Raw genomic sequence first — 22,730 nt, 5'->3', positions numbered from 1 at the left:
GGGTGAACTGCGAGGCAATTTCGCCGAGCAGTGTTGCGGTCGCCCGTTTGGCGTTTAAAGTCCGATACCTTGTTTGACATGCCGTTGTGGTCCAGGCAAGTCGCCGAGAGTGAAGTAAAGGGGGCAGCCGTGTCGCTGGCCAGCGTAGCTGAGGCTGCTGAAGACGTTGTGGCATCGTGGCTGGAAAACCTGGGCGATCTCGCCGGGTCGGACACCCTGCTGCGGTTCGCGCCGACGTCGTCGAACAGCATTGACCTGACGCATGCCCACCCTTCCGGCCTGGCGCAGTTGCTGGCCGGCCGCCGCACCCGTCTTTCCACCCTGCTGCGCGAGCCGAACCAGTACGCTGCGGCCATGCGCACCGCCCGCAGCCTGCGCGCCAAAATCTACGAACTGGGTTCGGACCGCGGTATCGACGTCGGGTATCTGGCCGCCGGAACCGCGTCCTGGCGGGTTCCCGAGATCGGACGGTCGGAGTCCCTGAATGCCCCGGTGATGCTGATCCCGGTGGCGCTGACCGTCCGCCCCAGCCAGGACGACTTCGAACTGCAGCTGACCGACCGCGCCCGGCTGAACCCGGCGCTCGTCCGCCACCTCTCCGCGGAGCAGGGGATCGGCATCGATGCCGAGGCGACCGCCCGGCTGGCCTACAGCACCGCCCGCCTCGATCCGCACCCGGTGCTGGAACGGCTGCGCCTGCTCACCGCCGACGTGCGGAACATGACCATCGAACACCATTTGCTGGTGTCGACCTTCGCGGATCTGGAAGCAGTCACCGACCCGGTCCTGCTCGACGCCGGGCACCCGGTGATCCGCATGCTCGCCGAAGCCGGGGCCGGATCCCAGGCCGGTCCCCGTCCCTTGGCCGGCCGGAACGCCGTGCCCGTGCCGGAGGTGGAGCTGCCGCCGATCGACGAACGCGATCCGCAGGATGAATTCCTGCTGCTCGACGCAGACGCCGCGCAGCAACAGGTGCTGGACATGGTCCAGGCCGGGCACTCGCTGGTGGTTTCGGCGCCGCCGGGCACCGGACAAACCCAGACCGCACTCAACGCCGCGGCGGCCCTGGCCTACGAGGGCAAGAGCGTGCTGGTGGTCGCCGAACGCCGAGGCACGCTGACCGAATTCGCACAGCAGCTCGAAACCGTGGATTTGGGCTCGCTGGCGCTGCAGCTTAGCGCGGACCTGACGCCGGAGCAGCTGCGCCGGGCGATGATCCGCGCGATCAGCCGCAACGAAAAGGCGCAGGAGCCGCAGCTGCAGAAGCTGCACACCACCCTCACCGAGCACCGGCACAAGCTGATGGAGCATGTGAAGTCGCTGCACAATGTGCGCAGCCGCTGGCGCTGTTCCCCCTACCAGGCGATGCAGTCGCTGGCCAAGCTCACCTCGCTCGACCCGGCTCCGGCGACCACCGTGCGGCTGAAGCGGTCGGTGCTGGACAACATCACCGACCGGGCGGAGCTGGCGGCACGGCTGGTCCGGGCGGCCGAGTTGGGCAGCTTCAGCAAGTCCGCGACCACCAGCCCGTGGTTCGGCGCCAAACTGCTCAACCGCAAGGAAACCGAAGACGCCCACCAGCTGGCCGCCGAGCTGGCCAAGGACGTCCCGCGGCTGCGCGAACGGATGAACAAGGTCGCCGAACACTCGCAGATCGCCCTCGCCGGGACGTTCCGCGAGTGGGGGGAGCAGCTCCAGCTGCTGGTGGAGGTACGCGGCAGCCTGGACAAGTTCACCCCGGACATCTTCGACCGGCCGGTCACGGACCTGATTTCCGCGACCGCGCCGAGTTCCTGGCGGCGCGACCGCGGAATCGAAATGAGTTCGATGACGCGTTCCCGGCTGCGCAAGGTGGCCAAGGAATACATCCGTCCGGGCGTGCACATCTCGGATTTGCATGAGTCCCTCTTCGAGGTGCAGCAGCAGCGGACAAAGTGGGCCGACTACGCAACGTCGCAGCGGCATCCGGCGGTGCCCTCCGGGCTGGCGGACCTGAACGGCTTTTACCGGGAGGTGGCGCAGCGCCTCGAGAAACTGGCCGCCCTGCTGGCACCGGTGCCCGAAGACCGTGCCCTCGCGGCCCTGCCCGACGGCGAACTCCAGGAACAGCTGGACGCCCTGGCAGTGGACCACGAAACGCTGGTGAACCTGCCCGAACGGACGCTGCTGCTGGAGCAGATGCGCGAACACGGCCTGACCGAACTGCTGGACGATCTGGCCAAACGCGAAGTCGGCGCGGGCGAGGTCAGCGCCGAACTGGACTTGGCGTGGTGGCAGTCGGCACTCGAAGCCATGATCAGCGGCGACGACTACCTGGCCATGTCCGACGGCGACAATCTGCGCAAGCTCGAGGCGGTCTACCGGCTCGCGGACAACGCGCACATCGCGTCCGGGCCCGCCCGGCTGCGCTGGGAACTGGCACAGAACTGGCGGCATTCGCTCAAAAGCAAGCCCAAGGCCGCGCAGCGGTTGCGCGACCTGCTCAAGGCCGGCGAACCCACCCTGGCCGCGTTGGGACAACAGTCGGAGTCGCTGGTTTCGGCGCTGTTGCCGATCTGGACTGCCTCCCCGCTGGTGCTGCCGCTCCTGCTCCCGGAAGGCAAGCACTTCGATGCCGTCATCATCCTCGACGCCGAGGCCACCAGCCTGCCGTCGGCGCTGACCGCGGTCTCCCGGGCGCACCAGGTGGTGGCGTTCGGCGACGGCGAGTTGGGCCGCGCCGAGCCCTTCGAAGTCAACGTGGACCGTCGAAACGACCCCGTGACCGGCGAAGCACCGCAACCGTTGGCCAGCTGCTTCCACGCGCTCTCCGAGGTGCTGCCGGTGGTGGCGCTGACCACGGCCTATCGCGCCGTGGACCTGGACCTGACCCGCTCGCTGAGCGAGAAGTTCTACGGCGGATCGCTGTCCCGGCTGCCCGGCGCCAGCTCCATCCGCGGGGGCGGCCTGGAAGTGGAATATCTGCCCGACGGCACCGGGATGCCCGGCGCCGGACACGAAGGCGTGGAGAGCGTCCCGGCCGAACTCAACCGGGTGGTGGACCTTGTCTTCGAGCACATCAGCCTGCGGCCGTCGCGGTCGCTGGCGGTGGTGACGGCCAGCGCCCGGCACGCCGCCCGGGTGGCGGAGGCCATCCGGCTGCAGATGCCCAATCATCCGTCGGCGGCGGACTTCTTCCACCGCCGGCAGGAGCCCTTCCGCGTGGTTCCCGTCGAACGCGCGTCCGGACTGGTCCGCGACGACGTGATCTTCTCGCTCGGCTTTGGCCGGACGCCGCACGGGCGGGCCGTCCACGACTTCGGACCCCTGTCGGCGCCGCACGGGCGGGCGCTCTTCGCGACCGCGGTCACCCGTTCCCGGCAGTCGCTGCACGTGCTCAGCTGCTTCCGCCCGGAGGATCTGGACCCCGAGCGGCTGCGGCATGGGGCCGCCGACTTCCATGACCTGCTGGACCGCCACCTCGGCGACGGCCGGTTCACGGCGCCCGAACTGTCTCCCGGGATCGACGACCCGCTCGTCGCGGACCTCGTGGAGCGCATCCGCACCCGCGGCGCACGCGTCTGGGACCACTATTACGGGGTCATCGACATCGCCGCCAGCACCGGAACGGTGCAGTATTCGCCGGATGTTGAACCGGCCCTGCCCGTGGCACTGGAGTCTGACGGCAGCCCGCAGTACCAGGAGCTGACGGTGCGGGAGCGCAGCCGGCTGCGCCCGCAACAGCTCGAGCGGCTGGGCTGGCGGCCGCTGACGCTGTGGACGATCGAGGTGTTCACGGATCCGGAGAAATGCGCAGACCTGATCGGAGGCTACTTGGGACTGCAGAAGCCGGAAGAACCGGCAGACAAGGACGACCGTCCCGCCACCGCACGGGGCCCGAAGCCGGCGGCCGGGCAGGCCCGGCAGGGGGAGGAGTCCCCGCACTCCGCGCACTCCGCGGACTCTGCGGACGAGGCAGGCGAGGCCGGCGAGGCGGGCGACGACCGGTTGCGGCCGCGCCGGGCCCGGCGGAACCAGTCGCCGACGCTGCCGACCAAGGCAGCGGAGGACGACCCCCGTGCGTGGGGCGAACGGGACGAGGACCGGGACGCCTGGCTGCGCGAGCAGCGCCCGCCGCACTGGGGCTAGGCCGGGAGCCGGTCCGCGGGCCGGCCGGTCCGCGGCAGTCATCAGCCGACCAACACGAGGAAGACGTTGCCCCGGCTGGAGGCGCCGGCCAGCGCGGTAGCGTCGGACGGTGCCGCCGCCACCACCACGAGCCCGTCGGGCTCGCCCGCGCCGAGCAAGCCGGCCGCGGCAGCGCCGTCGTCGGCCTTCCACAGCACCGGAACGGCCCGCGCCAAGACTGTGGTTTCGGCAGGCTCTTCGAACCCGTTGCCGCTGCTGAGCACGATGTCCACCAACTGGCCCGGCGACACCAACTGGACGGTGGAGGGGTCTGCGGGGCGCACGGGCACGGCCACCGTTCCCGGCGGCGCCCCGGTCAACAGGCCGGGGCCGACGATCGAGGTGTCCACAACCGGAGAGCCGGCGCGCAGCGCCGTCGCAAGCCGCTGGCCCACCACCAAGGCCGGACTGTCGGCAGTTCCCTCGGGTACTGAACCGGCCGGCAGCTCGCCCAGAACGACATCGTCGGCGGACAGGAGGGCGCCTGCCGGGAGGTCGGACGCGGCGACCACCACGGAGTCGGTGGGGCTCGGTGCAGGGGTCAGCTGCTGCACCACCAATGCCGCGGCCGCACAGAGCAGCAGGGCGGCCAGCAGCCGGTAATGCCGGCGCAGCAGGCGGCGCGGCGACAGCGCAGGGCGGGCGGTGCGGGATACGGCAGCAACGGGCATGCGGCCACGCTAGAAGCATCCGGCCCGCACTGTCAGCGGGGTACGCTCACCTGTGGATCAAGCGCCGCCGCCGCTTCGCGGTGTAGGAGCGGCCGCCGGCGTCCAATGCGGCTAGCTGGCTGCTGCCGCCGGAGCCGGGGCGGCTGCCGGCTTGGTGGTTTCGGAGGCGGCGGGCTTCGTCGACTCGGAAGAAGCGGCTGACCCGGTGCCGGCCGACCCCGAGGCGGCAGCGGGAACGGAGCCTGCCGTGGAAGAGTCGCGCGAATCGGTGCGGTAGAAGCCCGAGCCCTTGAAGACGACCCCGACGCTGTTGAACTTCTTGCGCAGGTTGCCGCCGCATTCGGGGCAGACGGTCAGCGACTCATCGCTGAAGGACTGCTGGATGTCGAAGGCATGGGCGCAGTCTTTGCAGGCGTAGGCGTACGTGGGCACAGTAATTTCCTCCTGAAAAAAACTTGGCAGGAGCAGGAAGCGCCCGGCCAGGCGTTGGCACTCACCCGCTCAGAGTGCCAATTCTACACCGTCCGCCGGGGGAACCACGTCCAGCCGTCGGGCGACACGGCGCCGTCCAGCGGCGCGTCGAGCGCCGTAAACTCGAAGGCTCCCGCCGCCACCACCTCGTCGGCGTAAAAAACCCCGACAAACCTCGGGCGGTCGTCGCCGTCGCCGAGCGACGCCAGGAACCGGTCGTAATAACCGCCGCCCTGGCCCATCCGGTTGCCCTCGGAGTCCACGGCCAGCCCGGGCACGAGCACCAGCGGTGCACCGGCCATGATCTCCGCTCCAAAACGTTCACCGACGGGCTCGTCGATCCAGGCCCGGGGGCTGCGGACCAGCTCCACGCCGCTGAACCAGCGTGCCCACCTGAGCCGGTAGTCCGGTTCGCAGATCGGGACCACCACCTGGTAGCCGGCCTCCTCAAGGGCCGGAAGCAGCATGCGCGTGGACGGCTCGGAACCGACGGACAGGTAAGCCGGCACGATGGTCCCGGCCGGGACGTTCAGCCGCCGGAGACCGTCCACCACCTGCTGCGCCAGGGCGGCCCCGGCGCTGATCTGCTCTTCCTCGGGGCGTGCCCGGCGGCGGGCCCGGAAGAATGCGCGGGCGGTTTCCTTGTCCATGCCGGTCTGCATCTCCATGGCCGACATCGTAGTTGCTTCCCCCCGGATCGGCTTGCTTCGCACCTTCGTTCGGTAGTCTGAACCCATGACGTCTCATCGCACGGTACGCAAAGCTGTCATTCCGGCCGCTGGTTTGGGAACCCGTTTCCTGCCCGCCACCAAGGCCATGCCCAAGGAAATGCTCCCCGTCGTGGACAAGCCGGCCATCCAGTACGTGGTCGAGGAAGCCGTGCGCGCAGACTTGAGCGACGTCCTGGTCATCACCGGCCGCAACAAGCGCCCGCTGGAAGACCACTTCGACCGCGTGCCCAACCTTGAGCAAATCCTGGAGGAGAAAGGCGATCTGGAGAAGCTCGCCGCCGTGCAGGCCGCCTCGGAGCTCGCCGACATCCACTACCTGCGCCAGGGGGATCCGCTGGGCCTCGGCCACGCAGTCCTGCGGGCCCGTCAGCACGTGGGCGACGAACCGTTTGCCGTGCTGCTCGGCGACGACCTGATCGATGAACAGGACGACTTGTTGACCCAGATGATCGAGGTCCAGCAGCAGACCGGCGGCTCCGTGGTCGCCCTGATGGAGGTGGACCCCGCCCAGATCAGCGCCTACGGTTGCGCGGACGTTACCCCGATGGGCGACGGCGGCTACGTGCGGATCAACGAACTGGTGGAGAAGCCTTCGCCGGACGAGGCCCCGTCCAATCTGGCGGTCATCGGCCGCTACGTCCTGCACCCGTCCGTCTTCGACGTGCTGGAGGACACCAAGCCGGGCCGCGGCGGCGAAATCCAGTTGACCGACGCGCTCGAAGCCCTGGCCGGCCGCGAGGGCGAAGGCGGCGGCGTTTACGGCGTGGTCTTTTCCGGGCGCCGGTACGACACCGGCGACAAGCTCAGCTATCTCAAGGCCGTCGTGACCATCGCCTCCGAGCGTGAAGACATCGGCACGGAACTGCGGACCTGGCTGAAGAGCTTCATCGACGGCTCGGGCGACTGAGCCCCGTCGCGACCGCAAAGAACTTCACATGGGGTACGGACCGGCCATCTGGCCAGCGACGCTGGCATGCGGGGACTTGTCGCTGCGCCCGATCCGGTATCGGGATCGGAGCGAGTGGACGGCCGTGCGGCGCCGCAACGCCCGCTGGCTGGAACCGTGGGAGGCCACGAATCCGGCTCCGGACGGGTATCTGCCCTCGTTCTCGGAGATGGTCCGCTCGCTCAAGCACCAGGCTCGCCTGGCCACGGCCCTGCCCTGGATCATCACCGAACTGCAGGAGGGGAGGCCCCGGCCGGCGCTGGTCGGGCAGCTGACTGTCTCCAGCATCGTCTGGGGCTCTGCGATGTCGGCCACTTTGGGGTACTGGGTGGATGAGGCGCGTGCCGGCCGCGGGATAGCGCCGACGGCGGTGGCCATGGCGACCGACCATTGCTTCCAAACGCTCGGGCTCCACCGGATGGAGATCAACATCAGGCCGGAGAACCGCGCGAGCCTGCGCGTCGTGGAGAAGCTCGGCTTTCGAGACGAAGGACTGCGTCCGCGGTACCTGCATATCAACGGGGCCTGGGCAGACCACCGCAGCTTCGCGCTCACTGCCGAGGAGGTTCCCGGCGGCCTGCTGGACCGCTGGCTGGAGCACGGCGACGTCGGACCGACGCCATAGTCGGGCCGACACCGTAGCCGGGCCGACACCATAAGGCAGCGCCGCACGGAATCGTTATCCGACACACCGTGATGAATGCCGCGTACGGCATGCTTGAGCTTCTACGGTTTTGAGAGTGGACATTCAGAGCTCTGTGATCTTGGCGGTCATCGTTGGGCTGTGGTTTGTCTGGGTAGGACCGTACGTGCTCCGCGGAGCATTCCGTCCCGCGATGGCTGAACCGGCGCCGGGACACGCAGCACCACTAGTTTCAGTACCCGCAACCGCCTCGGGCGGCAACCAGGGGATCATCATGGAATACAACGCCCAGCCGGCACCCTCGACATCGTCGCCCGTCCCCCCGCCCGCCCGGCAGCCCGAGTTCCGCATCCGCTACGGCCGGACCGCGCTGGCCCTTGCCGGGGCCTCCGCCCTGTTGGTTTTCGTCGTCGGCGGCGCCCTCGCGCTGGCCGGCGCAGTGTCGGGCCGCGTGCCGGGCTTCGCGCTGCTGGCGGTGGCCGCCGTCGTCGTTATCCTGCGCTCCCTGGCGGTCCGCGACCGCAGCAAGCGCGCCGCCGCACGCGCCCGGCAGGCCGCCCGCGCGGCAGCGGCGTCGCAGCCGGCGGGCGCCGCGAAGACTCCCGGGAAGCCCACCGAACTGTTTGACGGGGCTGCGGGGGACACCGGGTCGGCGGACCAGGCCGCCCAGCCCGGGCCGGTCCCGCTGACGGCCGCCGAGCTGCGCGAGGAAGCCTTGAAGGTTGCCGCCGACGCCGGCGACACCGCCGCGCCGGGCCAGCCGTCCGGCACCCCCTGGCAGCCGGTCGACGTGCCCAAACCGACGTACGTCGCCGCGGCCAAGGCCACCCGCCCGGCTCCCGCGCCGCTCCCGGTTCCCGAGGTCAAGAAGCCGCAGACCAAGACCTCGATCAAGCAGACCGCCGCGCAGCGGACCGACGAGGCCGCCGCCCGGACGTCAGAGAAGACTGCCGCCACACAGCAGCCGTCGGACGGCACCTCGGCCGCCGAGGCATCCGCCCAGCAGTCGGCCGCGAACCGGCTCAACCTGGACGACGTCCTGCAGCGCCGGCGGGCCTGACCCGAGGCGCCCGGCAGGTAAGCTGCGGCCCGTCCACACCGCACGGGCCGCAGCTTTGTCCGGTGCGCGGTACCGAGCGTTCCGGGCCGCGATGGTGTGCAATGGAGACATGGACGCACCGAACGTTGACCTGATGGCTACCGAGACCGCCGGCATCGACCTGTTGGAAAGTGCCGGCATGCGCGAAGCGCTGGAACTTGCAGTCGGCACCGTCGGCGGCACGGTCCAGTCCTGGCGCCTGGCGAAGCTGCAGCACCGGCCCGGGGCCGGGGCGACCGGGATCTACACCGTGCGGCTCCGCGGGCACGACGGCGGAGAGCGGACCGAGTACGTCTGCGTCACGACGGCGCCGGTGCCCGACTGCGGGCTTCCGCTGGTACGCCTGGACGGCGGGCCCGTCCCGCTGACCGCCTGGCTGTATCCGTCCGACCCGGTGCTGGTCGGACTGCCTGCGGCGTGCGACCCGGCGGCGGTGGGCCGCAGCGTCTTCGGCGGGGGAGAAGCGGACCTGACAATGGTCAGCTACCGGCCGCTGAGGCGGGCCGTGCTGGAAGCCGTCCAGGACGGACACCGGGTCTTTTTGAAGGTGGTCCGTCCGGACCGGGCGGCGCAACTGATGCGCCGGCACCGGCTGCTGACCGACGCCGGCCTGCCGGCCCCCGTTGCCTCCGCCGGCCCGGCCGACGGCGTGGTGGTGCTCACGGAGGCGAAGGGGACGCCGCTGGCCCAAGCCCTGATGGACGACGGCGCCGCCAGCCTGGCGCCCGAAACCCTCCTGGCGCTGCTGAATGCCCTCCCGGCCGGCGTGCTGGAACTCTCGCGGCGCCCGGCCTGGGCTGACCGCGCAGCCGACTACGCCAAGGCAGCGGCGGCCGTGCTCCCCGACGAGCAGGACCGGGTGTTCAACCTGGCAGATCGGGTGGAACGGCTGCTGGCGGCCACCGACGCCGGCCCGCTGGTCCCGACGCACGGCGACTTTTACGAGGCGAACCTGCTGGTGGACGGCGGGAAGATCACCGGACTCATGGACGTGGACTCGTTGGGTCCGGGCCATCTGGTGGACGACCTGGCCTGTTTCCTCGGGCACCTGGCCGTGCTGCCCGCCGTGCACCCGGGGTACGTGCATGTTCCGGCGGCGCTGGAACGTTTCGCGGCCGCCTTCGACACCGTGGTGGACCCGGCGGCCCTGCGCGGCCGCGCCGCCGGCGTGGCGCTGTCGCTGGTGGCCGGAGCGAAGACCTCCGGGGAGGGTGACGGGTGGCAGCAGGACGCCCGGCAGCGGCTTGCCATCGCCGAGGACCTGGCCGCCGGCGCGGCCTGACCGGACCCTTGCCTCAGGCGTCGGCGACGAGGCGGTAGCCCATGCCGCGGACGGTGGCGAACTTCTCCGCCCCGAGCTTGTTGCGCAGGTAGCGGACGTACACGTCCACTATGTTCGAGCCGGGGTCGAAGTCGTATCCCCAGACCCGCGAGAGCAACTGCTCGCGGCTGAGCACCTGGCCCGGATTCCGCAGGAAGGCCTCGGCGAGGGCGAACTCCCGGGCGGAGAGATCCACCTCCCGCCCGCCGACGCTGGCCCGCCGGGTCCGCAGGTCCAGGCTCAGCGTGCCGCTGCCGAGGATGGCCAGGTCGGCCGGCTGCGCCTCGGAGCGCAGGCGCAGCCGCACCCGGGCCAGCAGCTCCTCGAACCGGAACGGCTTGGACATGTAGTCGTCCGCGCCGTTCTCCAGCCCGGCAACGGTGTCGTCCACCGAGCTGCGGGCGGTGAGGATGATCACCGGGATGTCGTTGCGGCCCTCGCGCAGGCGGCGCAGCACGGTGAAGCCGTCTTGGTCGGGCAGCCCCAGGTCGAGGATGGCCAGCTCGAAGTCCCCGGTCATGGCCAGATGGTAGCCCTCCCGCCCGGTGCCGGCGACGGTGGGCACGTAGCCGGCGGCCTTCAGGCCCTTGGCCACGAAGGAACTGATCCTGTCCTCGTCCTCAATGATCAGAATCTGGCTCACGCTGTCTCCTCCTTGTCTGCGCCCGCCTCCGGGCCGGTGAGCACGACCGTGAAAGTGGAACCGGCGCCCGGCGCCGAGGCCAGTTCAACGCTGCCGCCGTGCGCCGCGGCGATGGCGCTGACGATGGTCAGCCCCAGTCCCGAGCCTTCCGCCCGCGTCCCGTTGCTGCCGCGTGCGAAGCGGTCGAAAATCCTGCCCTGGTCCTCCGGGAGGATGCCCGTTCCCTCGTCCCTGACCCACAGCCGCAGCTCGTTGCCGCGCACGGCCGAACCGATCGCCACCGTGGACCCGGGCTCGGAGAATTTCACGGCGTTGGCCGCCAACTGCAGCCAGGCCTGCGTGATCCGCCGCCCGTCGAGCGGCCAGCGGGTTTCGGCCCGTGCATCGACGGTCCAGCGCTTGGCGCCCAGCGGCCGAGCCTTGTCCAGCACGTCGTCGGTCAGCTGCCCCACCTCGACGTCGGACGGGCTCACGAAGCCGGGACGTTCCGCCTTGGCCAGCAGGACCAGGTCGTCGACGAGCAACCGCATCCGGTCCAGCTCGTCCAAGGCGATGCCGCGCACCGACTCGACGTCCGCCGGGTCGCGCGGGTCCTGCAGTTCCAGGTGGCCCTGCAGGATGGTGATGGGAGTGCGCAGTTCGTGTCCGACGTCGTCCAGCAGTTGCCGCTGCGCCGTCATGGATGCCTCCAGGCGGTCCAGCATGTCGTTGAAGGTGCGGGAGAGTTCGGAGATGTCGTCGTTGCCGCTCACCGGGATGCGCTGGGTTAGGTCCGCGTCGGTGATCCGTTGTGCCGTTTCGCGCACCAGCCGGATGGGTGCCAGCAGCCGGCCGGCCACCTGCCAGCCGACGACGCCGATCAGTACCAGCGAACCGAACCCGATTAGTGCGTAGGTCAGGAAGATGTCGTCAAGTTGCTGCAGCTCGGCGTCGTAATCGTAGGCCAGCACGAACGTGCTGTGGGCGGGGTCGGAGGAGAGTTGCACCGGCACGGTGACCACCCGGTACGTCGTGGTCGACGTCTCCATGGTGGTGAGCACCACCCGGTCGGACGCCGTTGCGTCCGGGCCCAGCAGGGCGACGAGTTCGGCATCCCGCTCGAGCCTGAGCCGCACGGACGGGCTCGCCGTGTATGTCACCTTCCCGTCGACGAGGCCAAGCATGCCTTCGTTGGCGGAGGGAAGCGTCCGCTCCATCGCCAGGAAGACCAACCGGCTGGCCTGCGTGAAGGGTTCGCCCGTGTCCGGGTCGATGCCTGTTGCCGCCAGGGTCTTGAACTCGCTGACGCTGCGCTGCAGCGAGTCGTCCACCCGCTGGATGATGTGGGAGCGCTGCAGCGCGAACGCCACCGATCCGGCGACCAGCAGGCCCAGGGCCGAAAGGGCGAGCACGGCAGCCAGTACCCGGACGCGGACGGACAGCCCGCCCGCCGGCCTACGCACGGCCGCCGGACAGGACGCGGGCGCCGGAAAGGACGCGGGCGCCACGCGGAGCGCGCCCGCCGTGCGGGCCGCCGCCGCCACGCGGAGCGCCGCCGCGCTGCCGGACGGTGTGGGGGTGTGGGGATAGCGGTGCGGACTCAGTCATCGTCCCCGCCATCGTCCCAGTCGTCCACGTCATCGTCGTCGTAGTCCTGCGGCGGCGCCGGCTGGACCGGAACCGGCCCGTTGCCTTCCGGCGGGCGGGTCGGAGCGGCCGGGGACGAGGGGGCGGCCGGCGTGGGCGTGGGCGACGGCGGCTCGCTGCCGGCCGGCCCCGGGTCGCCGGCAGGGGACGGCGGCCCGGACTGCGTGACGCTGATGGAAGGGCCCAGGTCGGTGGGCCCGGGCTCGCGCAGGGTCGCGGCCAGTGCGGCGCCTCCGGCGCCCAGCCCGAGCAGCACGGCCAGCGTCACCAGGACGGTGCGGATGGCGGTACGAGGCATGACACCAGTATCCACGGCGCAGATGAGACCAAGATGAGAACCCGGTCCGCTCGGCGCAACGGGCCGCGTCAGCCGGCGGTCAGTCGGGGCTGTCCGCCGCGGCGTCCGCGGCCCGGCGGGCGATGTCCGCCTCGACCGTCCGGCCCAGGGCGTCCAGCGCCGAGGCCAGCCCCAGCTGCGCCGCGACGCGGAGTGTGCGGCCGACGTCGGGCTCCTGCAGCACCAGCTTGAACATCGGCACGGCGTCGTCGGCCCGCCCCATCTCGGCCAGCACATGGGCGGCGAACAGTTCGGCGTTGCCGGCCGAGGCTGCGTCGTCGGCAGCCGAGTAGAGGTCCGCCGCCTGCAGCGCCGCCGAGACCGCTGCCGTGCCGTCCTCCAGCGCCCACAGCCCCCTCGCCCGCGTGTCGCTGTAATCCGCCTCGTACCACCGGGCCCCGTAGAGGTGCGCCAGCCGGATCGCCTCGTCCAAGACCGTGAGCCCGTCCGGGTCGCCGGCCTCGCACAGGGCATGTCCGAGGGCATGCAGGGCCTGCGGCAGCGCGGCGTCGTCGTCCTCGGCCTTGCGGGCCGCGGCCACCGCCGCCTCGAAGCAGACCAGCGCGTCCGTGTCGCGGTCCTCGCGGGAGAGCAGCGTGCCGGTCGCCAGCAGGCCTCGGGCGGCCTCGCCGAACTCCCCGCCGTGGCTGAATTCGGCCACCGCCCGGCGCCAGCAGTCCAGCGCATCGGCGGTCCGGCCGGCGTGCCGGTGCGCGTGGCCCAGGCTCATCAGCGCCCTCGCCACCTGCGCATGGGGCGCCTTGGTGTGTTCCAGCCGCGCCAGCAGCTTGGACAGCACCTCGCCCGCCAGTTCGTACTCTTCCGCCTCCAGCAGTTGGTTTCCCAGCGCCAGCCGCAGCGTGAGCTCTTCCTGGACCTCACCGCGTTCGGCCTGGGCGACCGCCGCCTGCCAGGCCAGCACCGAGTCTTCATAGTCGCCGATGCCGGCGCAGAGCCGGGCCAGCACGACGGCGGCACTGATGGCACCCTTGCGGACCCCGGCGGCCGCATACAGTTCCAGCGCCGTCAGCGCTTCCTCCAGCCCGGCCGCGCCGTCGCCGCCGGCGGCATTGGCCTTCAAGAGCCACATGCTGGCGGTGGTGGCACGGTTGCCGGGCAGCGCCAGCATCCGGTCGGCAACTGCGGTGGCCCGTTCCGGCTGGTCGGCCTGCAGGTAGGTATTGGCCAGGTACATCAGCGCGCCGGACAAGCTGTCCGTCCGGCCGGAATGCTCGTAGCCGGCCACCGCGTCTTCCAGCAGCGCGATCGCCTGCTTCGCTTCCCCGCGCTGGGAACGGACGACGGCGATGGCCAGCCGGACGTCCGCCGTCACCGACCCCGGGGCATGGGCCTCCAGCAGGCGGTCCAGTTCAGCCTCCAGGAGCGGGAGGTCGTCGTCGCCGGCTTCGCGGAACAGCGCCGTTCCCAGCCGCTCACCGGCCGCGGCCTCGGCCTCCAGCCCGTGGCTGCGGAGCAAGGCGATGCGGGCGTGGAGATATTCCCGGGCCTGCTTCTCTTCGCCGGCCAGCTGGGCGAGCGCAATCAGCACCGAGTACAAGCCCAACCGCACGTCAAGGTCGGTGTCCGAGGAGCGGGCGAGGCCGGCCCTGGCCAAGGCACGGGCGCCCGCGTGGTTCTCGGCATAGGCTGCCTCATAAGCGCGGTCCAGGCAGTCCCTGGCAGACGACGGGAACCGTGCCGGGTCGGGGCCGGCGCTCTCCAGCACGGCGCGTAGGCGGTCGGCGATCAGCCCGCGCGGCACCGTTGCGGCGGACTCAGGCACGGCGGCCCCGCCTCCGCAGCGCTGTGCCGTGGAACCCTGCTGGCGCGTTCCCCATGGTCTTAGTTCTAGCCGCGAACAGGGGTGGGCGCAATGCCCCGGCGCTCCCCGAACCGATGCGCAGGCGGCGGCGCACAGCGGCCTCAGCCTCCGGTAGCCGCCTCGCCCGCCGCCCTACACTGGGGGACATGGAATTCGACACGCGCGTGGCCGCCTACGGCGTGATCGTGGCCGACGGCGCGGTGCTGCTGGTCCGCTGGACCGGCGCAGGCTGGCTGCGCTGGACCCTGCCCGGCGGCGGCCTGGAATACGGCGAAGACGCCGCAACCGGCGCGGTCCGCGAGATCCGGGAAGAAACGGGCTACGCCGCCAGGCTCGGGCAGTTGCTGGGCGTGGACAGCAAGCACATCCCGGCCGCGAAGCGCCTGCACGGGCACCGGCCGCTGCACGCCTTCCGCGTCATCTACGCGGCCAGCGTTGTCGGCGGCGAACTGACCGACGAGGCCGACGGGTCCACGGACCTGGCCCGGTGGATCCCGCTCCATGAGGTTCCGACGCTGGACCGGGTCGACCTGGTGGACCTGGGGCTGCGGCTCTACTTCCCGGACGGCGTGCCGGCCGGCCATTCCGCAGACGGCCGGTGAGCGCTATGCTGATCCAGTTGCCGGGCTGACCAGCCCGCCGGACAATCTCGAGGAGGTGGGTGTGATGACCGTTTATCCCGCAGATCCTGCTGCCATCACCAGCCCAGCCTCCGTACCCCGCCCGCGCCGCGGCTAGCGGCCGGAACGTCCGGCGCTGAGGCCTCACGTCCCGAGGTAACCGTCGTGACCGACACTTCTCACCCGCACTCCCTGCTGCGCAGCTACGGCTACACCCGACACACCGCCGCGCAGTTCGACCTCCATTTTCCCGATCCGGTGCTCCGCCCCGCCCGGGTGGTGCGCACCGACCGGGGCCGCGTCCTGCTGGCGGCCGAAGGCGGCCTGCTGCACCTGTCCACCGCAGGCGTCAGTCCGCAACCGGCCACCGGTGATTGGGTGGCGTACGACGCCGCCCGCCCGGCTTCCGCAGGCGGCCCGGCCATCGCCGGGCTGCTTCCGCGGTTTTCCGCCCTGTCCCGCAAACAGGCCTACGACCCGCTGGCAGCCGAGCAGATCCTGGCCGCCAACATGGACCTGGTCGGTATCGCGGTGCCCTTCGACCGCCCGCTGTCGGCCAACCGGCTGGAGCGCACCCTGGTGGCAGCGTGGGATTCCGGCGCGCTGCCGGTGGTCATCCTGACCAAGGCAGACCTGAGCGGCCGCCATGACGAGGTCGCCGCCCAGATCGTCGAGCAGGCCGCCGGCGCGGACATCCTGGCGACGAGCGCGGAAACGGGCGACGGACTCGATGCCGTGGCCGAATACCTGGGCCCCGGCCGGACGATGGTGCTGCTCGGACCCTCGGGCTCGGGCAAATCCAGCCTGATCAACGCGCTCGCAGGCCGGGCGGTACAGGACACCGGAGCAGTCCGGGCCGGCGACGGGAAGGGTCGGCACACCACCACGGCGCGCGAGCTCATTCCCCTGCCCAACGGTGCCGTGCTCATGGACACGCCGGGCATCCGCGGCTTCGCGCTGTGGGACGCGGAGGAGGGGCTGGCCACCATGTTCGCCGACATCGAAGACCTGGCCGCCGGCTGCCGGTTCAACGACTGCGCCCATGATGCCGAACCCGGCTGCGCCGTGCTCCGGGCCCTCGCCGCCGGAAGCCTGGAGCAGCGGCGCTGGGACAGCTACCGGAAGATGGAACGCGAGTTGGCCCGCCTGCACCTGCGGCAGAACGTGGCGGAGCAGCGCCGGGCCGGCCGGCAGTTCGGCAGGATGGCCAAGGCCGCCGCGCAGGCCAAGGACCATCGCGGCAGGCGCTGAGCGGGTGCTCGCGGGCCGCACCGTTGACTAGACTCGGTGCCAGCACCTGTGGGCCTGCCGGCCGCGCAGGACCCCCCACGGAAGGTTCAGCATGCCCGAGCCCACGAGGCCGGCCGTTCGGCCGGAAGAGCTGCCGGCCGCCGTCGCCGAGGCCGGAGCCGGCCCCATGGTGCAGTTCCGCGCAGTCACGAAGACCTACGCCGGACAGGCGGCGGTCCAAGACCTGACGCTGGACATCGACCGCGGCGCGATCACCGTCTTCGTGGGCCCTTCGGGCTGCGGCAAGACCACCTCGCTGCGGATGATCAACCGGATGGTGGAGCCAACCTCCGGGTCCGTCCTCGTGGACGGCCACGACGTCTCCGACCGGCCCGCAGCGGCCCTGCGCCGGTCCATGGGCTACGTCATGCAAGCTGCCGGGCTGCTGCCGCACCGCACGGTGCTGGACAACATCGCCACCGTGCCGCGGCTGGACGGAGTCCGCCGGGCCGCGGCCCGCAAGCGGGCCGACGAGCTGCTCGCCGTCGTCGGGCTGTCCCGGGAGCTGGGCGGCAGGTATCCGGCCCAACTCTCCGGCGGCCAGCAGCAGCGCGTCGGAGTGGCGCGGGCACTCGCGGCGGACCCGCCGATCCTACTCATGGACGAGCCGTTCAGCGCGGTGGACCCGGTGGTCCGCGCCGAGCTGCAGCAGGAACTGCTGCGGCTGCAACAGCAGCTGGCGAAAACCATCGTCTTCGTCACGCACGATATCGACGAAGCGGCCCTCCTCGGCGACAAGCTGGCCGTCTTCGCCACCGGCGGCCGGCTGGCCCAGTTCGCCCCGCCCGAGGAGGTCCTGCGGGCGCCGGTGGACGATTTTGTCGCCGGCTTCGTCGGCCGGGACCGCGGTTTCCGCTCCCTGTCCTTCAGCAGCGCGCACGGGCTGCCGCTGCTGCCTGCCCGCACCGCGACCGCGGACAGGGCCGGCGAGGCGTCCCGGGAGGGCTGGCTGTTGTTGACCGACGACGGCGCACCCGCGGGGTGGCTGCCGCCCGGGGAACGGGACCCGGCCCGGGCGCGCATCGGCGGGTCGCTGTTCACCGTGGGGTCCAGCCTGCGCCAGGCGCTGGATGCGGCATTGTCGTCGCCGTCCGGGGCCGGCGTCGCCGTCGACGCCGACGGGCGGGTGGCCGGCTTGGTCGATCCCGCGGCCGTGCTGCAGAGGCTCCGGGCGGGCGGCAGTTGATGGAGTGGCTCCTGGCGAACCTGCCGTATGTGCTGGAACTCAGTGCCCTCCACCTGTTCCAGTCCGCGCTCCCGCTGGTGTTCGGGCTCGTGCTGTCGCTGCCGCTGGGCTACCTGGCCTGGCGGATCCGCGCCGTGCGCGGCCTGGTCCTGTCCCTCTCCTCGGTGCTGTACACGATCCCCTCGCTCGCCCTGTTCGTGATCCTGCCGGTCATCCTCGGCACCGGCATCCTGGAAATGTCCAACCTGATCGTGGCGCTGACCGTGTACTCGGTCGCGCTGCTGGTCCGCGCCGTGGTGGACGCGCTGAACTCCGTGGACGACGGCGTCAGGCAGGCTGCGGTGGCCATGGGCTACCTGCCGGTCCGCCGGTTTTTCAGCGTGGACCTTCCGCTGTGCATTCCGGTGCTGGTGGCCGGGCTGCGGGTGGTGTCCGTGAGTAACATCTCGGTAGCCAGCGTCGGCGCGCTGATCGGTGTCCGGAACCTCGGTTTCCTGTTCACCGACGGGCTGCAGCGCTATTTCATGACCGAAATCGTGGTGGGGATCCTGATGACTTTGGTGCTGGCGGCGCTGATGGACGTGCTCCTGGTGGCGCTTGAGCGGGTGCTCACCCCCTGGCGGCGCCCGGGGGCCGCCGCCGACGGAACCGGGCCGCGGACTCGCGGCACGACCGGCGCGTTGCCGGCGGCCGGTGGCGCCGGGCCTGGCTCCCTTGCTGCCGCAGGGGAACGGCCCGACGCCGCGGAAGCGGCGGTGCGCGGATGAACCTGTTCCAGGAGACCGCGGCGTGGCTGGCGGATCCGGTCAACTGGGCCGGGCCGGCGGGTGTGCCGGCCCGGCTGGCCGAGCACCTGTACTACAGTGCCCTGACCCTGGTCATCGCCGCGGCCATCGCCGTGCCGCTGGGGCTGTTCGTCGGTCACACCGGAAGGGGGCGCATCGCCGTCGTCGGCATTGCCAGCGGCCTGCGGGCCATGCCCACGCTGGGCCTGTTGACCCTGTTCGTCATCCTGATGGGCCTGGGCCTGATGCCGCCGATCTACGCCCTGGTGATCCTGGCCATCCCGCCGCTGCTGGCCGGCACCTATTCGGGGATCGCCGCCGTCGACCGCCAGCTGGTGGACGCCGCCCGGGCGGTGGGCATGACCGAGTGGCAGGTCCTGTTCCGCGCCGAATTGCCCAACGCGCTGCCCGTGCTGCTGGGCGGCGTGCGCGCCGCGGTGCTGCAGGTCATTGCCACGGTGGCCGTCGTGGCCTACATCAACCTGGGCGGCCTGGGCCGGTATCTGATCGACGGGCTGGCGGTCCGGGACTCGGTGCGGCTGTTTGCCGGTGCGCTGCTGATCGCGGCGCTGGCACTGGTCGTGGACGCCTTGCTGGCAGCGGTGCAGAAAGTGGCCGTATCGCCCGGCCTGCGCGACTTGAGGGGGCGGGCCGAAAGGCAGAACAAGTAAGGTTGGAACAGCCAGTGCCGGCACATGAGGAGATGAGTATGAAGGACCACCCCGGGAACAACGCCCGCAACCGCGGAAACGACACACAACCCGCCGCGCGGCGCAGCGTGCTCGCCGCAGGGGCGGCCGCCCTTGCCCTGGTGCTGACTGCCTGCGGCGGGGGATCCGACCCCCTGCAGGACGCGACGCCGGCACCCGAAGGCAGCGCCGGCGGGTCCCTGGTGGTCGGTGCCAGCGGCGGCACGGAGAGCCAGATCATCGCCGAAATCTATGCTGGCGCCCTGACCGCCGCCGGCTATGACGTCACCACGCAACCGGGCATCGGCTCGCGCGAGGTCTATGTCAGCGCCGTCCAGGAAGGGTCTGTGGATGTCATCCCGGACTACAGCGGCAACCTCTTGCTGTTCCTGGACACCGAGGCGACGGCGGCCTCCGCCGGGGACGTGATGACAGCCCTGGCTGATGCCCTCCCCGAGGGGCTCGGCGTGCTGGAGCCCGCGTCGGCGGAGAGCAAGGACGCGATGGTGGTGACCAAGGCTACGGCGGAGGAATACCAGCTGACGTCGATCGAGGACATGGGCCCGGTGTGCGGCGAACTGGTGCTCGGCGCCAACCCCGAATTCGCCGAGCGCGAGTACGGGCTGCCGGGGCTGGAGGCCAACTACGGCTGCGTGCCCAAGTCCTTCGAGCCGATCAACGACTACGGCGGACCGACCACGCTCAACGCCCTGATCACCGACAAGATCCAGGTGGCCGACATCTACACCACCACCCCGTCCATCGAGGACAACGACCTGGTGGTGCTGGAAGACCCGAAGAACAACTTCATTGCCCAGCAGGTGCTGCCGCTGATCCGCAGCGACGCCGTGGACGAACAGGCTGCCCAGGTGCTCAACGAGGTCTCGGCAGCGCTGACCACCGAGGACCTGATCGATCTCAACCGCCAGGTCAGCGGGGACGAGAAGCGCAATCCGGCCGACGCCGCCGCGGACTGGCTGGCGGAAAAGGGCCTGGCCGGCTAGGCTCCCGGCTCCCGTTCACGCGCCGCTTCGGTCTCCGGGGCGGCGCGTGCCGTGTGCGAAGATCGTTGGATGGCCCAGTTCAAGCAGTCCAACAAGCTCCACAACGTCCTCTACGACATCCGCGGTCCGCTCCTCGAGCATGCCCAGCGGATGGAGGCCGAGGGCCAGCGCATCCTCAAGTTGAACATCGGCAACCCGGCGCCGTTCGGATTCGAGGCTCCGGACGCCATCCTGGTGGACATGATCCGCAACCTGCCCACCGCGCAGGGCTACAGCGATTCGCGCGGCATTTTCTCCGCCAGGACCGCCGTGTCGCAGTACTACCAGACCCGCGGCATCCAAGAGATCGGCGTGGACGACGTGTACCTGGGCAACGGGGTCAGCGAGCTGATCACCATGAGCCTGCAGGCGCTGCTGAACAACGGCGACGAAGTGCTCATCCCGGCCCCCGACTACCCGCTCTGGACCGCGTCGGTGTCGCTGGCCGGCGGCCACCCCGTGCACTACCTCTGCGTCGAGGAAGAGGGCTGGCTGCCGGATCTCGAAGACATCGAACGGAAGATCACGCCCAACACCAAGGGCATCGTGATCATCAACCCGAACAACCCCACCGGCGCCGTCTATCCGCGGCACATCCTCGAGGGGATGCTGGAACTGGCGCGCCGGCACAACCTGGTGGTGTTCTCGGACGAGATCTACGAGAAGATCCTGTACGAGGATGCGGAGCATGTGAACACGGCGCTGCTGGCCGACGACGTGCTGGTCATGACGTTCAGCGGCCTGTCCAAGGCCTACCGCGTGTGCGGCTTCCGCAGCGGCTGGATGGCCATCTCCGGGCCGAAGCACCTGGCCGCGGACTACATCGAGGGCATCAACCTGCTCACCAACATGCGGTTGTGCGCGAACGTGCCCGCCCAGCATGCCATCCAGACCGCCCTGGGCGGCCACCAGAGCATCAACGACCTCATCCTGCCCGGCGGCAGACTGCTCGAGCAACGCAACAAAGCCTATGAGCTGTTGAACGCCATCCCCGGCGTCAGCACGCAGCAGGCCAAGGGCGCGCTCTACCTGTTCCCCAAGCTCGACCCGGAGGTTTACGGGATCAAGGACGACGAACAGTTTGCCCTGGATTTGCTCAAGCAGCAGAAGATCCTGATCTCGCACGGCCGGGCGTTCAACTGGACGCAGCCGGACCATTTCCGGCTGGTCACGCTGCCCAACGTGGACGTGCTGACCGAAGCCGTGGGGCGGATCGAGGAGTTCCTGGCCGGATACCGGCAGTAACGGCCGCGTCCGCGTAGCCGCGCCGCCGGCGGCTCGGTAGGCTGTCGCCAGCCGCACCGCCGGCTCGGTAGGCTGTCGCCAGCCGCACCGCCAGCCGCACCGCCGGCCAACCGAACAGGAGGACCAGGTGGAACAGACCGGATTGCCCGAGTTCACGCGGACGCCGTCGGAGATGCTGCGGGTCGGCCCGGGATTCGGCCTGGCCGGCGTCGATACCGGCTCCACGCCCGGATTCCTCGGCGACAGGACCCAGGGGAAACTCCTGCTCAGGGCCTCCGACCGCCGGCTGTCCGAACTGCAGGAACGCCTCTTCGCGCAGAGCCGCGCCGGGGCACAGGACGCGGTCCTGCTGGTGCTGCAGGGGATGGACACCTCCGGCAAGGGCGGGATCGTCCGGCACGTGGTCGGAGCCGCCGACCCGCAGGGCATTTCCCACCGGGCCTTCAAGGCGCCGACGCCGGAGGAGCTGGATCACGATTTCCTCTGGCGGGTGGAACGGGCCTTGCCCGGCCCCGGCATGATCGGGGTGTTTGACCGGTCGCACTACGAAGATGTGCTCATCCACCGCGTGCACGGGCTCTCGCCCCTCGAGGAGGTGGAAGCACGCTACGGGCAGATCAACGACTTCGAGGCGATGGTAACCCGCCGGGGCATCCGGATGGTCAAGGTCATGCTGCACCTGGGCAAGCGCGAACAGGGCAAGCGGTTGCGCGCGCGGCTGGACCGGGCCGACAAGCACTGGAAGTACGATCCCGGCGACGTGGACGCGCGGCGGCGCTGGGACGAATACCAGCAGGCCTACCAGGTCATGCTGGAGCGGACCAGCACCGTCGACGCCCCGTGGTTTGTGGTGCCGGCCGACCACAAATGGTATGCGCGGATCGCCGTGCAGGAGCTTCTGCTGCAGGCACTGGAAGACATCGACCCGCAGTGGCCTCCGGCGGACTTCGACGTCGAGGCGGAAAAGGCCCGCCTGGCCGCCTCGTAACGGGGCCCGCCGCGCCCCCGGTCCGATGCCCGGGAACCGGGCGGGCCGGGCCGGACCAGTGGGGTGACGCCGGGGCGGGCGGGCCGGGGCGACTAGAGGGGTGACACCGGGGACGCGGCGGTGCGGGGGCTGCCCGGGCTGGCCGGCGACGGCTCGGTCCCTGCCGCCTCGCGTGCCCCGTCGAGCCGCTGCCGCGCGCCTTCCAGCCATGCCTCGCAGCGGGCCGCCAGCGCCTCGCCGCGCTCCCACAGCGCCAGGGACTGTTCGAGGCTGGCGCCGCCGGCTTCCAACTGGCTGACGACGGCCACCAATTCCTCGCGCGCCTGCTCATAGGAGAGGGAGGCGACGTCGGGCGGTGCGGGCTGCTCTGCCATAAGGGTCTCGCTTTCGGTTCCGGTGATGTCTGG

General features: G+C 70.7%; 21 protein-coding genes. 13 read left to right on the top strand and 8 right to left on the bottom strand.

The window, feature by feature from the left end:
- Window positions 1-78 precede the first annotated feature (78 nt).
- Complete coding sequence (locus tag AC5RVZ_RS19865) at window positions 79-4,128, top strand: DUF4011 domain-containing protein (RefSeq protein WP_494067439.1); 4,050 nt, start codon at window positions 79-81, stop codon at window positions 4,126-4,128.
- A 41-nt stretch (window positions 4,129-4,169) separates the two neighbouring features.
- Here the strand turns inward: AC5RVZ_RS19865 and cpaB are convergent, their stop codons facing one another.
- From cpaB to AC5RVZ_RS19850, 3 genes are all read right to left on the bottom strand, one after another.
- Window positions 4,170-4,838 carry a Flp pilus assembly protein CpaB gene (cpaB, locus tag AC5RVZ_RS19860; protein ID WP_494067438.1) on the bottom strand — a complete coding sequence of 223 codons (669 nt, stop codon included), beginning with the start codon at window positions 4,836-4,838 and terminating at the stop codon, window positions 4,170-4,172.
- 111 nt (window positions 4,839-4,949) lie between these two features.
- A complete protein-coding gene (locus AC5RVZ_RS19855) occupies window positions 4,950-5,270 on the bottom strand; it encodes an FmdB family zinc ribbon protein (RefSeq protein WP_494067437.1) in 321 nt (106 codons plus the stop codon).
- 83 nt (window positions 5,271-5,353) lie between these two features.
- Window positions 5,354-5,977 (bottom strand): 5-formyltetrahydrofolate cyclo-ligase, encoded by a 624-nt coding sequence (locus AC5RVZ_RS19850; protein ID WP_494067436.1) that lies wholly within the window; start codon window positions 5,975-5,977, stop codon window positions 5,354-5,356.
- 67 nt (window positions 5,978-6,044) lie between these two features.
- On the opposite strand from AC5RVZ_RS19850, the gene galU reads away from it, so the two are divergent.
- From galU to AC5RVZ_RS19830, 4 genes are all read left to right on the top strand, one after another.
- Complete coding sequence (galU, locus tag AC5RVZ_RS19845; protein WP_494067435.1) at window positions 6,045-6,947, top strand: UTP--glucose-1-phosphate uridylyltransferase GalU; 903 nt, start codon at window positions 6,045-6,047, stop codon at window positions 6,945-6,947.
- A gap of 28 nt (window positions 6,948-6,975) precedes the next feature.
- Complete coding sequence (locus AC5RVZ_RS19840; protein WP_494000381.1) at window positions 6,976-7,611, top strand: GNAT family N-acetyltransferase; 636 nt, start codon at window positions 6,976-6,978, stop codon at window positions 7,609-7,611.
- A gap of 292 nt (window positions 7,612-7,903) precedes the next feature.
- On the top strand, window positions 7,904-8,689 hold the full coding sequence (locus tag AC5RVZ_RS19835; RefSeq protein ID WP_494067434.1) for a hypothetical protein: 786 nt from the start codon (window positions 7,904-7,906) through the stop codon (window positions 8,687-8,689).
- Window positions 8,690-8,798: 109 nt separating this feature from the next.
- Window positions 8,799-10,010, top strand: a complete 1,212-nt coding sequence (locus AC5RVZ_RS19830) for a phosphotransferase (RefSeq protein ID WP_494067433.1) — start codon at window positions 8,799-8,801, stop codon at window positions 10,008-10,010.
- Between the two features lie 13 nt (window positions 10,011-10,023).
- Here AC5RVZ_RS19830 and AC5RVZ_RS19825 read toward each other — a convergent pair whose 3' ends face one another.
- The 4 genes from AC5RVZ_RS19825 to AC5RVZ_RS19810 all read right to left on the bottom strand — a co-directional run bounded on the left by AC5RVZ_RS19825 (window position 10,024) and on the right by AC5RVZ_RS19810 (window position 14,438).
- Entirely contained in the window at window positions 10,024-10,692 is a 669-nt protein-coding gene (locus AC5RVZ_RS19825; RefSeq protein WP_494067432.1) for a response regulator transcription factor, read from the bottom strand.
- Window positions 10,689-12,083, bottom strand: coding sequence for a sensor histidine kinase (locus AC5RVZ_RS19820; RefSeq protein ID WP_494067431.1), 1,395 nt, complete (start codon window positions 12,081-12,083; stop codon window positions 10,689-10,691). The genes AC5RVZ_RS19825 and AC5RVZ_RS19820 overlap by 4 nt, the downstream gene beginning before the upstream one ends.
- A gap of 188 nt (window positions 12,084-12,271) precedes the next feature.
- Window positions 12,272-12,616: a hypothetical protein gene (locus tag AC5RVZ_RS19815; RefSeq protein ID WP_494067430.1), complete on the bottom strand. Its 345-nt coding sequence runs from the start codon at window positions 12,614-12,616 to the stop codon at window positions 12,272-12,274.
- Window positions 12,617-12,695: 79 nt separating this feature from the next.
- Complete coding sequence (locus AC5RVZ_RS19810) at window positions 12,696-14,438, bottom strand: hypothetical protein (RefSeq protein WP_494067429.1); 1,743 nt, start codon at window positions 14,436-14,438, stop codon at window positions 12,696-12,698.
- Window positions 14,439-14,623: 185 nt separating this feature from the next.
- Between AC5RVZ_RS19810 and AC5RVZ_RS19805 the strand changes: the two genes are divergently transcribed.
- The 8 genes from AC5RVZ_RS19805 to AC5RVZ_RS19770 all read left to right on the top strand — a co-directional run bounded on the left by AC5RVZ_RS19805 (window position 14,624) and on the right by AC5RVZ_RS19770 (window position 22,323).
- On the top strand, window positions 14,624-15,079 hold the full coding sequence (locus tag AC5RVZ_RS19805) for an NUDIX hydrolase (RefSeq protein WP_494067428.1): 456 nt from the start codon (window positions 14,624-14,626) through the stop codon (window positions 15,077-15,079).
- A 183-nt stretch (window positions 15,080-15,262) separates the two neighbouring features.
- Window positions 15,263-16,348, top strand: a complete 1,086-nt coding sequence (gene rsgA / locus AC5RVZ_RS19800; protein WP_494067427.1) for a ribosome small subunit-dependent GTPase A — start codon at window positions 15,263-15,265, stop codon at window positions 16,346-16,348.
- Window positions 16,349-16,514: 166 nt separating this feature from the next.
- Entirely contained in the window at window positions 16,515-17,573 is a 1,059-nt protein-coding gene (locus AC5RVZ_RS19795; RefSeq protein WP_494067570.1) for an ABC transporter ATP-binding protein, read from the top strand.
- A complete protein-coding gene (locus AC5RVZ_RS19790; RefSeq protein ID WP_494067426.1) occupies window positions 17,573-18,340 on the top strand; it encodes an ABC transporter permease in 768 nt (255 codons plus the stop codon). The genes AC5RVZ_RS19795 and AC5RVZ_RS19790 overlap by 1 nt, the downstream gene beginning before the upstream one ends.
- Entirely contained in the window at window positions 18,337-19,029 is a 693-nt protein-coding gene (locus AC5RVZ_RS19785; protein WP_494067425.1) for an ABC transporter permease, read from the top strand. The genes AC5RVZ_RS19790 and AC5RVZ_RS19785 overlap by 4 nt, the downstream gene beginning before the upstream one ends.
- A gap of 38 nt (window positions 19,030-19,067) precedes the next feature.
- A complete protein-coding gene (locus tag AC5RVZ_RS19780; protein ID WP_494067424.1) occupies window positions 19,068-20,051 on the top strand; it encodes an ABC transporter substrate-binding protein in 984 nt (327 codons plus the stop codon).
- Window positions 20,052-20,120: 69 nt separating this feature from the next.
- A complete protein-coding gene (locus tag AC5RVZ_RS19775; RefSeq protein WP_494067423.1) occupies window positions 20,121-21,335 on the top strand; it encodes a pyridoxal phosphate-dependent aminotransferase in 1,215 nt (404 codons plus the stop codon).
- 172 nt (window positions 21,336-21,507) lie between these two features.
- Window positions 21,508-22,323, top strand: coding sequence for a polyphosphate kinase 2 family protein (locus tag AC5RVZ_RS19770; protein WP_494067569.1), 816 nt, complete (start codon window positions 21,508-21,510; stop codon window positions 22,321-22,323).
- A gap of 92 nt (window positions 22,324-22,415) precedes the next feature.
- On the opposite strand, the gene AC5RVZ_RS19765 is transcribed toward AC5RVZ_RS19770, so the two are convergent.
- Window positions 22,416-22,697: an exodeoxyribonuclease VII small subunit gene (locus AC5RVZ_RS19765; RefSeq protein ID WP_494067422.1), complete on the bottom strand. Its 282-nt coding sequence runs from the start codon at window positions 22,695-22,697 to the stop codon at window positions 22,416-22,418.
- Window positions 22,698-22,730: the final 33 nt, after the last annotated feature.

The sequence above is a fragment of the Arthrobacter sp. Cza30 genome (assembly GCF_059090765.1).
This window is presented reverse-complemented; position numbering and strand designations above follow the sequence as displayed.